This window comes from Ochrovirga pacifica, from assembly GCF_000220525.1.
In the GTDB taxonomy this organism is placed as follows: Bacteria; Bacteroidota; Bacteroidia; order Flavobacteriales; family Flavobacteriaceae; genus Ochrovirga; species Ochrovirga pacifica.
In genome coordinates this window covers 1-11,601 of record NZ_AFPK01000052.1, presented here as the reverse complement: position 1 = coordinate 11,601, position 11,601 = coordinate 1, and the positions used below count along the sequence as shown (strand labels likewise).

At 33.5% G+C, this 11,601-nt stretch carries 8 protein-coding genes; 6 read left to right on the top strand and 2 right to left on the bottom strand.

The window, feature by feature from the left end:
* Positions 1-9: 9 nt before the first annotated feature.
* Positions 10-726, bottom strand: a complete 717-nt coding sequence (locus tag FS85_RS0110745; protein ID WP_010136282.1) for a 3-ketoacyl-ACP reductase — start codon at positions 724-726, stop codon at positions 10-12.
* A gap of 16 nt (positions 727-742) precedes the next feature.
* The gene (locus FS85_RS0110740) at positions 743-2,299 is read right to left on the bottom strand and encodes a helix-turn-helix transcriptional regulator (RefSeq protein ID WP_010136281.1); all 1,557 of its coding nucleotides are present in this window, start codon (positions 2,297-2,299) and stop codon (positions 743-745) included.
* Positions 2,300-2,464: 165 nt separating this feature from the next.
* On the opposite strand from FS85_RS0110740, the gene FS85_RS0110735 reads away from it, so the two are divergent.
* From FS85_RS0110735 to FS85_RS0110710, 6 genes are all read left to right on the top strand, one after another.
* Complete coding sequence (locus FS85_RS0110735; RefSeq protein WP_010136280.1) at positions 2,465-4,057, top strand: sulfatase; 1,593 nt, start codon at positions 2,465-2,467, stop codon at positions 4,055-4,057.
* A gap of 16 nt (positions 4,058-4,073) precedes the next feature.
* The gene (locus FS85_RS0110730; protein ID WP_010136279.1) at positions 4,074-5,984 is read left to right on the top strand and encodes an FAD-dependent oxidoreductase; all 1,911 of its coding nucleotides are present in this window, start codon (positions 4,074-4,076) and stop codon (positions 5,982-5,984) included.
* A gap of 277 nt (positions 5,985-6,261) precedes the next feature.
* Positions 6,262-7,659, top strand: a complete 1,398-nt coding sequence (locus FS85_RS0110725; RefSeq protein WP_010136278.1) for a sulfatase-like hydrolase/transferase — start codon at positions 6,262-6,264, stop codon at positions 7,657-7,659.
* A gap of 6 nt (positions 7,660-7,665) precedes the next feature.
* Complete coding sequence (locus FS85_RS0110720; RefSeq protein ID WP_010136277.1) at positions 7,666-8,661, top strand: family 16 glycosylhydrolase; 996 nt, start codon at positions 7,666-7,668, stop codon at positions 8,659-8,661.
* 9 nt (positions 8,662-8,670) lie between these two features.
* The gene (locus FS85_RS0110715; protein ID WP_010136276.1) at positions 8,671-10,704 is read left to right on the top strand and encodes a glycoside hydrolase family 127 protein; all 2,034 of its coding nucleotides are present in this window, start codon (positions 8,671-8,673) and stop codon (positions 10,702-10,704) included.
* Positions 10,705-10,910: 206 nt separating this feature from the next.
* Positions 10,911-11,573 carry a hypothetical protein gene (locus FS85_RS0110710; RefSeq protein WP_010136274.1) on the top strand — a complete coding sequence of 221 codons (663 nt, stop codon included), beginning with the start codon at positions 10,911-10,913 and terminating at the stop codon, positions 11,571-11,573.
* The last annotated feature ends 28 nt before the right edge of the window (positions 11,574-11,601 follow it).

Genomic DNA, 11,601 nt, shown 5'->3' with positions numbered 1-11,601 from the left:
TNTTNTTTTTTAAGGATTGGTAGACCACAGAGACAGTCCTTTTACAAAAGCCCTTCTTGGCAATTTAAGTCCTGCAACTACTACTTCAGCAAAATCTTCGGGTTGCAATACTTTATCTTCATCTCCGTCTGTAATTCCTAACTCTAAAGACATGTCAGAAGCAATAGTGCTTGGGGTTAAGGTGGTTACACGAATGTTATTTTTACGAACTTCTTTCATCAGAGATTCCGACATACCAATTACAGCAAATTTAGAAGCCGAGTAGGCAGATGTTGTGGCATTTCCATTAATTCCAGCAGTAGAGGATACGTTGATAATATCTCCACAATTTTTTTCAATTAAATAAGGTAAAACTTCTTTGGTTACATAATACATTCCCATCACGTTGGTTTGTATAATTTTTGTCCATTGTGTTACTTCCATATCCATAAAAGATCCAAAAGCTGCAATTCCAGCGTTGTTGATTAAAATATCAACTCCCCCTAAATCTGTAATAACTTGTTCAATTCCTTTTTTTACGGCATCATAATCACTAATGTCAAAAGCAGCGTATGTTACTTTTACTCCCAATTTCTGAATTTCAGAGACAGTGTTTTTTAAGGCTTCTTCGTTTCTACCCGTAATGGCAATATGCACTCCTTGTTTTGCTAATGCAATTGCAGTTACCTTTCCTAACCCTCTGCTTCCACCGGTGACAATGGCTTTTTGTTCTTTTAAATTACTCATGATGATTTTTATGATTTTAAATATTATTGATAAAACTGGTTAAATTTGTTTGTCTATCAAGGTTGATTTTTTTTCGTAATCGATGTCTTGCTACATGAACACTTCCTAAAGAAATCCCCAATAAATAGGCCATTTCTTTACCTGAAAAGTTGAGTTTTATCAAAGCGCATAGTTTTAATTCTGAAGCACTAAGATTAGGGACTTTCTTTTGCAAACGGTCATAAAATCCTTTGTTTAATACTATAAATCGCTGATTAAAATCTTCCCATAAATTTAGAGATTGTTTGTCTATGCTTTTAATTAAATTTTTGGTAGACGTTTCACCACTTTTTTTTAACAACTCATCTTTTAATTGATGAATAATTTCTTCTTTTTCAATTAGCCTTAAAGTGTGTACGGTAAGCTCTTTATTATTTTCTTCAATTTTTTTTGAACTTTCTTTTTGCTCTTTTTCATGTTTTTTATTTCGATTTCTAATCCAAATAAGTGTTCCTGTTAGTAAGAGTATAGATATTCCTATAATTAACAAGAATTTAAACTGTAAAATGTTTTGTTCTATAGCAGCAATTTTAAGTTTTTGACGATTGATTTTTACATTTGATTGATGCAATTGTTCCTGATAACGATTCTTTAAAGTTAAAAAACCTTGTGTTTGCTCATTTCTTGGGTTTAAATACGTGTCATTAATCTTTTTAGATTTGTTTAAATACAAAAAAGCTTCTTTATATTCTTGATTTTTAAACAACAATTGACCATATCTTTGATAGACATAAGCTTTAAAAAAGAGATATTCTCCTGTAGTATCTACAACATCTATAGACTTTTTAAAATACATTTTGGCAAGCGTATATTTTTGTTGTCTACTGTACACTTTTCCTAAATCTGCGTACAGAATAATTAAAAAATCTGTTTTATCTTTTTGTTGCTCCAGTTCACTAATGGAGCTATTTAACAAAGTAATTGCTTTGGGATATTGATGAGACCAAATATAGGTACAAGCTATTTTTTCTTGTAAATACAATTCATATTTTGAGTTTAACTTTTGGTCATTAGCTAAAACTCTACATGTGTCTACATATTTTGTTAAGTATTCTTTATGTTCTATTCTTTGGTAATACAAAACCAAATTGTAATACGAATTTAAAAGTGCTGCATTTATGTTTTTGTTGGTCTTCGCGAGTTTTTTTAAATAACGGTTGGCTTGTTTAAAGTTAAATCCTGCGGGTGTATCTTGTTTAAACAAATAAGACAAAATTCCTTGTTCTCTATGAGCTTTGGCAAGTAATAAAGTATCCTTAATTTGTTCGGCTAAAAACAAAGCATCTCCACTATAATTAAAAGCAGTTCCATAATTTAATTTTGATCTATGATACTCACTCAATGCAATCAATTTAGTTACAATTTCAGAGGTGTCTTTCTTTTTTAACACTTTTTGATAGCCAATTTCTAAGTCTGTGATGGAAGTTTGATAAGAAATTTCTTTGTTTTTAAACAAATCAAACTGCTGAGCATGTATAGTACTGCTAATTAGTAAAATTAAAAAAGTTAAGTATACTTTGTTTTTTAAGAGCATGATATATAGTGTGTTGTGTTTTTGGATTTAACACTGTGTTAAGTTTTGTTTTGGCTTTTTTTAAGCCATGTTAACTTTATGTAATTAAGACTCTTGTACTTTTTCATCGAGCTGAGACTAAATTAGTCAAATCAAATTAAGTGTAAAGTTTTATTTAACAAATCCATGAAAAAGTATTTTAGTTTTCTTTTTGTTCTTTGTTTCAGTTTGGTTTTTGGCTCTAAAAAACCGAATGTTTTATTTATTGCAGTAGATGATTTAAGACCCGAATTAGGATGTTATGGCTCTAACATAGCAGTAACGCCAAATATAGATAAACTAGCCAGTCAAGGACTTTTATTTAACAAAGCATACTGCCAACAATCTATATGTGGGCCTTCTAGAGCAAGTATTTTAACTGGAATTAGACCCGAAAATAGTGGAGTATTCCATAATTATTTAAAGTTTAGAGAAGCAAATCCAAACGTTCAAACATTGCCGCAAGTTTTTGTAGCAAATGGTTATCAGACAGTTAGTTACGGAAAGGTGTTTCATCATGGTGATAAAGATCCAGCTTCATGGAGTAGAATTGCATTAGAAGGTGATTCCAGTCAATTGGCCAAAATGGGTTTTGCTTTAGAAAAAAACAGAGCTATTAGAATTGCTTCCAGAAAAAGAATGTTTGCTAAATATGGAGCAGTGGCAAAATATGGTTTAGCTATGGGACCTGCGTATGAGTGTGCAGATGTTCCTGATAACAAATACAAAGATGGCTATAATACAGATTTAACAATTCAAACATTAAAGCAATTAAAAGAAGAAGGTGGCAAGCCGTTTTTTTTAGGAATTGGGTTTCATATGCCTCATTTAAATTGGGTGGCTCCCAAAAAATATTGGGACTTGTACAATCCATCCGAAATTCTGTTGAGTTCACAAACAGAGCATCCCAAAAAAGGAGCTGCTATGGGAGTTCCTCCTTCTTTTGAACTTAGAGTTCGTAGTGGAATTCCAAAAACAGGTGATTTAGACAAAGCATTACAGGTAAAGTTAAAGCATGCATACTTGGCCTGTGTCAGTTATGTAGATGCACAAGTAGGTAAAATTTTAAATCAGCTAGATGCATTGGGTTTACGAGACAATACCATTGTGATTTTGTGGAGTGACCATGGGTATCATTTAGGAGAAATGGGACATTGGGGAAAAGCCTCAAATTATGAGATTGCTACAAGAGTTCCTTTGATTATTTCAACACCTCAAATGTCCTCTAATGTAAGGGGAACCAAAACAAATGCTTTGGTAGAGTTGCTAGATATGTATCCCACGTTGTGTGATTTGGCAAAAATTTCCACTCCAAAAACAGTAGAAGGCAAAAGCTTGGTTCCATTGCTTAAAAAGCCAAATAAAAAATGGAATCATTGGGCAATGAGCGTATTTCCTTCGCCAGCATTAAGAGAATGGGGAGCGTATCCTTTAAGACCTGCTATGCGCGAAACTTTTTTTGGTCCTTTGCTCCAACAGGTAGAAGATAGAATAAAACAACAGCAAGGAAAAAAATGGGATAGAGAACTTTTTGAAAATAATTTGATGGGCTACTCCTTAAGAATGGAAAATTATAGAGTGGTTTTTTGGAAAAATCGTTTACAAAAACAGGCTGTACCTGTGTTTGTGGAACTGTATGATCATAGAACAGATCCTAACGAAACTATAAACATTGCAGAAGATTGTCCAAAAATTGTTGAAAAATTTTATAGGCAATTTATGAATACAACAAAACTTTAAAGATATATAGTGAATTATGAAAAGAAGAGATTTTTTTAAGAAAGGAGTCCAAGGAGCCGTGGCAGCAAGTATTTTGCCAGTTAGCAGTATAAACGCAGAAAATACTTTAGACAATATAGAAAAGTTAAAAGAGCAAAAAGATACATCGAAAGAAGCAGAAGTCATACGAAAAAAGAATTGGGATTATGAAGTAGTTGTGGTAGGAGGTGGTATAGCTGGTGTTTGTGCAGCAGTATCGGCAGCAAGAAACGGAGCAAAAACTATTTTGGTACAAGACCGTCCTGTATTGGGAGGAAACGCATCTAGCGAGATTAGAGTTATTTTGCATGGTGTAACGCATTTAAAAGATGGAACACCAGAAAGAGAAACAGGGGTCGTAGAAGAAATTTTGCTTCACAATCGTTTTCACAATCCTCAGGAATCTTATACAGTTTGGGATCATATTTTGTACGATTACGTAACAGCTACTCCAAATTTAAAAGTAATTTTAAACACTTCAGCCATAGATACAAAAACCAAAGGAGATAAAATTACATCTGTAAGATGTTGGCAATTAACTACAGAAACCGAAATTACAATAAATGGAAAAATTTTTATAGACTGTTCGGGTGATGGACTAATGGCAGCTACTGCGGGTGCTCTATATAGGAGTGGTCGTGAAGGAAAAGCAGAATTCAATGAAAAATTTGCTCCCGAACAACCAGATGGATGGAAAATGGGATCTACTATTTTACTAAGTTCAAAGGATATGGGAAGGCCAATGCCTTACGAGCCTCCGCATTTTACCATTCCTTTTGATTCTAAAAATGCACATAAAAAAAGAAAACTAAAATTCTTTAATGAAGGTATTTGGTGGGTAGAAGTAGGGAGTGATAAGGATATTATAGCAGAGTTTGAAAACAATAGAGAAAAATTAATGGGGTATGCTTACGGAGTATGGGATTATATAAAAAAGAACAATCCAGAGGCAAAAAACTATGCATTAGACTGGGTGTGCTCTTTGCCCGGAAAAAGAGAATCTAGACGTTTTGTAGGAGATTATATTTTGTGTGAACCCGATCTGTTAAATCACAAACATTTTAACGATGCTGTAGCGTATGGAGGATGGTCTTTAGACGAACACAATCCAGGAGGAATAGAAAATATAAGTGAACCACCGAGTTATTTTCATGCTCGATTTACCAAAGTTTATGAAATTCCATTCCGAAGTTTGTATTCTAAAAACATAAACAATTTATTTTTTGCAGGAAGAAACATCAGTCAAACTCACATAGCTTTGTCATCATCTAGGGTTATGGGAACGTGTGCAACCATGGGACAAGCAGTAGGAACAGCCGCTGCTATGTGTATTGACAAAAAAGTATTGCCAAGAAAAATTTATAACAATTACATACAAGAACTTCAGGAACAGTTACTAAAAGACGATGCTTATATTCCTAACCGACCTTCAAGAGATTCCAAAGATTTAGCCAAAAAAGTGAGTGCTATTTTTGCTTCTTCAACGACCTCGGGCCATGCAAAACTACTAATTGATGGTTACGCTAGAGATGTACAGCATACCATTCATCATTGGCAATCGGACGGGATGGATGCAAATGTTCAGTTAGAATGGGAAAAACCAATCCAATTATCTAAAGTAATGCTTAAGTGCGATACCAACACAAGACGTAATATCATGCTAAGAAAAGACTCTAAAAATAACGATCAGTTTACCAATACGATTCCTGTTGAAATGCTAAAGTCTTTAGATTTGGAAGTAAGAATTGATGGAAAGTGGGTCAAAGTAGGAGAGAATCTAAGCAATAGAAAAAGGTTGATTCAGTTTGATTTTGATAAAGTCAAAACCACCGCTATTAAAATCAATCTAAAAGAAACTTACGGAGCCAAAAATATTCGCTTGTACGAAGTGCGTTGTTACGAGGCATAAAATCATTCTAAAACAGAAAGAAAATAGACAGATTAACACATTCGCAATAGGATAGTTCAAAAGTAAAGTTTTGTAAGAAAATTCAATAAAAATAAAAAATGATGTTAATTATGCGTTGTTTTCTTTCTGTACTTTTAAAATAATGTCAAAAAAGTACTATTATAAGCTAAGATAGATAAGTTTTATCATTCTGTGTTTTAGTTAATTTGTAATTTATAGAATGAATAGTTTTTAATTATTCATAATTAGGTAGAATTAATTAAAATATTGATATAAAATGAGAGTAATAACCTTTTTGATTTGTTTTTTTGGGATACATCTAGTTGTCAATGCCCAGAACAAACCTAATATTGTTCTGTTGTTTGCCGACGATGCAGGATATATGGACTTTGGTTTTCAGGGTAGTAAAGTTATGAAAACCCCCAATTTAGATAAGCTGGCAAAATCTGGAGTTACTTTTACCCAAGGATATGTATCAGATCCCACTTGTGGTCCTTCTAGAGCAGGAATGATGACTGGAAAATACCAAGCACGATTTGGTTATGAAGAAATCAACGTGCCAGGTTATATGAGTTCACATTCGGCCTTAAAAGGAGATGAGATGGGTTTGCCTTTAGATCAAAAATTAATGTCTAATTATTTAAAGGATTTAGGCTATAAAACAGCAGTTTATGGTAAATGGCATCTGGGAAATGCAGACCGATTTCACCCTTTAAACAGAGGTTTTGATGAATTTTATGGATTTAGAGGTGGTGCTCGTAGTTATTTTGCATACAAAAATCCAACAGGAGATCGAAAAATGGAAACAAATTTTGGTCAATACGAAGAACCCAACCATTATGCTACTGATGTGTTTGCAGAAAAAGCGGTTCATTTTATAGAAAGAAATAAAGAACATCCTTTTTTTATCTACTTGTCTTTTAACGCTGTTCACACGCCGATGGAAGCCACCGAAGCAGATTTGGCTCAGTTTCCTAACTTAACAGGAAAAAGGCAGCAATTAGCGGCCATGACTTTGGCCTTAGATAGAGCTTGCGGTAAAGTGTTGAATAAATTAAAAGAGTTAGGAATAGACAGAAATACCATTGTAGTTTTTAGTAACGACAACGGAGGACCATCGGATAAAAATGCTTCCAATAACAAGCCTTTAAGTGGTACCAAATCCAATCATTTAGAAGGAGGAATTAGAGTTCCGTTTTTGATGAGCTGGCCTAAAGAAATAAAAAAGAAGTCTAGGTTTAATTACCCTGTGGTCACTTTTGATTTATTACCCACATTTTATGCAGCTGCAGGCGGAGATTTAAAAGACTTAAAAGATATCAATGGTGTAAACGTTTTGCCTTTTGTAAAAGGAGAAAAAGAAGGGACACCACACGATATTTTGTTTTGGAAAAAAGAAACCAGAGCTGTGGTAAGAGAAGGAGATTTTAAATTGATTCGTTTTCCAGACAGACCAGCAGAATTGTACAATGTACCCAATGATGTATCGGAACGCTACAATCTTGCCACTCAATATCCAGACAAGGTAAAAGACATGTATCAAAAGCTATTTGATTGGGAAATGACTTTAGAAAGACCTTTGTGGCTGTTAAAACGAAAGTTTGAACGTTACGATGTGGATCGAATGAACCAATATAGAAAAGGATGGGAGCCTTATCCGGAAAATTTAAAATAATCAATCATGAAGATTAAATATCTAATATTAGCAGCTGCTCTCATTACAATTAGCTGTAGTAAAAAAGTAAATCTTGCCAAAAAGAATTCAAAACAAAAGTCTGTAGTTCCATATTCAGACCCAAACAATCAAGGACAATGGGTCTTAAATACAGAGGTTAGTGATGAATTCAGCACAGCCACATTAGATGAAAATCGATGGCATGTGGTGGGAGCGTTTGTAAATGGAAAACCGAGCTATAAAAATCCGGATAGACCCCATAGAGACGATTGGATTGGTAGAGCCCCTTCTCAATTTTCGGGAAATAACTATCGATTGGAGAATGGAATGTTAAAGTTAGAAACTCGTTGGGAACCTGATTTTCCTTTTAGCGATAAGGCAGATAAGGTTGGTGGCAAAGAGATAAAACACGAAAACATAACTACAGCTTGTATTATTGGTAGAAAAGAGTTCTTGTACGGCTATATGGAAATAAGATGCAAAGCTGCTGATGCAGAAGTATCTAGTGCATTTTGGGCTACAGGCGGGTTAACAGAGTTTGATATGTTTGAGTTTTTTGGAGATCATAGACAGCCCAAAAAAGAAGCAGAAGGAAAAGATCGAGAGCTTTGGTGGTCTATACATGATTGGAGCAAAACAGGAAAAGGAAAAACCACGTATACAGAACACAAGTATTTTGATTTTAGAGTAGCAGATGATTTTCATGTTTATGGGTACGATTGGAGTGCCGATGGAGTAAAAATTTATGTGGATGGAAATTTGTTTAGAGACGTATCCAGAAAACAAATCAACGAGTGGGACGATGTGAAACTAAGCAAAGGAGGAAACGGAGCAGCAGAGAATTATGTAATAACCAAACCCTTAAAAATTTGGCTAGATCAAGAAACATTTCCTTGGCACGGTGTACCCGATACTAAAGAAGACTTACATTCTTCAGGAAAAGTTGAGTTTGAAGTAGATTATGTAAGAGTTTGGCAAAAAAATAAAAACAATAACAATTAACAACCATCAATGAAAAAGTTTATAACAAGTATACTGGCAATAATGTCTTTGAACTCTGTATTTGCACAAGAGCATGCCATCCTAAATCATAGACATAGCAAACACGTAAAACTAAAAAGTATTGATCTAGGAGATTGCAAATGGACAGAAGGCTTTTGGGCTGATAAGTTTAAAATAGCCGAAGAATCTATGATTCCTTATATGCGATCTGTTTTAACAGGAGACGTAGGACATGCTTTAAATAACTTTAAAATTGCTGCTAGATTAAAACAAGGACAACACAAAGGAATGCGTTGGCACGATGGTGATTTTTATAAATTTATGGAGGCCATTTGTTATCTATATGTACAAAATGGAAACAAGGATTTGTTACAAGAGTTAGATGGTTATATAGAAATTATAAAAAAAGCACAAGCAGAAGATGGGTATTTGCAAACGCAAATTCAGTTAGACAATAAGGTAGATAGATACGAAAATCGTAAATATCACGAAATGTATAATACAGGTCATTTTTTAACCACAGCTTGTATTCATTACAGAACCACGGGAAAAAGAAATATGTTAGATTTGGCAATTAAACATGCAAATTTATTATACGTACAATTTATGCCAGATCATAAATTGTTAGGTCGTTTTGGGTTCAATCAAACGCAAATTATGGGATTGGTAGAGTTGTATAGAACGACTCAAGATGAGCGATATTTAAAATTGGCTGAAAAATTCATCAACAATAGAGGAAAATATCCTGTTACCGAAGTGTCTACTACGGTTGGTTATCCTATCGGAGATATGGTACAAGAAAGAACACCATTACGTAAATCTAAAGAAGCTGTAGGCCATGCCGTACTAGCCTTGTATTATTATGCAGGTGCTGCAGATGTATATGCAGAAACTGGAGAGCAAGCTTTGATTGATGCTTTAGATCGTTTGTGGATGAATGTAACTGATCAAAAAATGTACGTAACGGGAGCTGTGGGACAAACACATTACGGAGCATCAAGCAATAGAGATAAAATTGAAGAAGGTTTTATAGATCAATACATGATGCCAAATATGACTGCTTATAATGAGACTTGTGCCAACATCTGTAATTCTATGTTTAGTTATAGAATGTTAGGTTTGCACGGAGAGTCTAAGTATGCAGATATTATGGAGTTGGTATTGTACAATAGTGGCTTGTCTGGTATTAATTTAAAAGGAGATCGTTATTATTATGCAAATCCGTTAAGAGTGATTAAAGGTTCTAGAGATTACAGTAAAATGAATACGGAGTTCCCAACTAGACAGCCATATTTAGAATGTTTTTGTTGTCCTCCAAATTTGGTAAGAACTATAGCAAAAGTATCAGGGTGGGCTTATAGTTTGTCCGAAAATGGAATTGCAGTAAACTTGTACGGTGGTAATAAGCTAAGCACAAAACTATTGGATGGTTCTAAGATAGAAATTACACAAGAATCTAATTATCCTTGGGACGGTGCTGTTAAATTAACTATTAACAAGGCAAAACATACAGCGTTCGATGTCATGTTAAGAATTCCTAATTGGGCAGCAGGAACAAGTGTAAAAGTTAATGGAGTAGCAATAGAAAATGCAGTAGTAGCAGGTAAGTTTGCAACCCTACATAGAAAATGGAAAAAAGGAGATGTTATTACCGTAGATTTTCCGATGGATGTATATTTTGTAGAAGGACATTCTAGAATAGAAGAAGTAAGAAATCAAGTTGCTATAAAAAGAGGTCCGGTGGTGTATTGTTTAGAATCTGCCGATTTACCTAAAGAAGCAAACATTGTAGATGCTTATATTAAAGGAGATGCAAAAGCATTAAAAGCTGAATACAAGCCCAACTTTTTAGGAGGATTAACCACAATTTCTGGAGAAGTATTGCTAAGAAAAGATACACCAAGCAATACTATGTACAGCAAAGTAGCTAAACCGATGTTAGAAACTTATAAAACACAGTTTGTTCCTTACTATTCTTGGTCTAATAGAAATAACGGAAAGGAAAGCGAAATGAGTGTTTTTTTACCTGTTATTTGGAAATAAAAGTTATTAAAATTTATAGAACTATAACCATCTGAAAATTTCAGATGGTTTTTTTTATACAAAAAGATTCACTGTATAAAATACTTATAAGTTGATTATTATCTACCAATTTTAAATAAAAAATATATAAAAGATCAAATTTTATTTTAGGACTAACATTTATTTTTGACTTGCGATTGTATTACCAGTAAAAAAGCTAGAAAAAGATGTATTATATAACGTTGCTCTCTATGGGCTGTATTGCTTTATTTAGAATAGGGCAGTATATATATCAAAAAAGAGAATCAAAAAAGTATGAAGAGAAAAACTATCTAAGGCAAAAAGAGGAGTACCGTAAACTTTTAAAAGAACGAGAAGTTAGAACCGAAGCTAGAATTTATGAAGAAGAAAAGTTTTGGAATTGGATTTCTACAAATCGCCTAAAATCTAAAGACTCCTACAAACATATGATGGGACTTATAAAAGATCAGTTATTAACCTTTTCGGCACAAGAATTAATTCTTCTAGACAATCTTTTAAACAAGTATTATAAAACTTACTACAATAAAAATATTGTAGGAGCTACACAGATTATTTTTCATACTACAGACATCCACTGTGTGTATTTATTAATGAATTACTTACTGTTTAAAGGAGAAGTAATTTTTAAAAACACGTGTCTAAATGAACATTTGATAAATAAGCTAGAAGTTCAAGAAGATATTGCTCCTGTAACTCTATCTGATATAATACATGAAGTCTATTGGATAAAAAATAAACAATTAATTCCAAAAGCAAAAAGGCAAAAAGAAGCTATACAGACAATTAATCCGTATGATGATGATGACTTGGCTGCTTTATTTCCCGATTTATGGTTAAGATATTCTTAAAACAACAAAGCCATCTTTTAAGATGGCT

Coding starts and splice junctions, on each gene's coding strand:
- FS85_RS0110730 (WP_010136279.1), top strand. CDS start 4,074: ATGAAAAGAAGAGATTTTTTTAAGAAAGGAGTCCAAGGAGCCGTGGCA.
- FS85_RS0110710 (WP_010136274.1), top strand. CDS start 10,911: ATGTATTATATAACGTTGCTCTCTATGGGCTGTATTGCTTTATTTAGA.
- FS85_RS0110720 (WP_010136277.1), top strand. CDS start 7,666: ATGAAGATTAAATATCTAATATTAGCAGCTGCTCTCATTACAATTAGC.
- FS85_RS0110740 (WP_010136281.1), bottom strand. CDS start 2,299: ATGCTCTTAAAAAACAAAGTATACTTAACTTTTTTAATTTTACTAATT.
- FS85_RS0110725 (WP_010136278.1), top strand. CDS start 6,262: ATGAGAGTAATAACCTTTTTGATTTGTTTTTTTGGGATACATCTAGTT.
- FS85_RS0110735 (WP_010136280.1), top strand. CDS start 2,465: ATGAAAAAGTATTTTAGTTTTCTTTTTGTTCTTTGTTTCAGTTTGGTT.
- FS85_RS0110715 (WP_010136276.1), top strand. CDS start 8,671: ATGAAAAAGTTTATAACAAGTATACTGGCAATAATGTCTTTGAACTCT.
- FS85_RS0110745 (WP_010136282.1), bottom strand. CDS start 726: ATGAGTAATTTAAAAGAACAAAAAGCCATTGTCACCGGTGGAAGCAGA.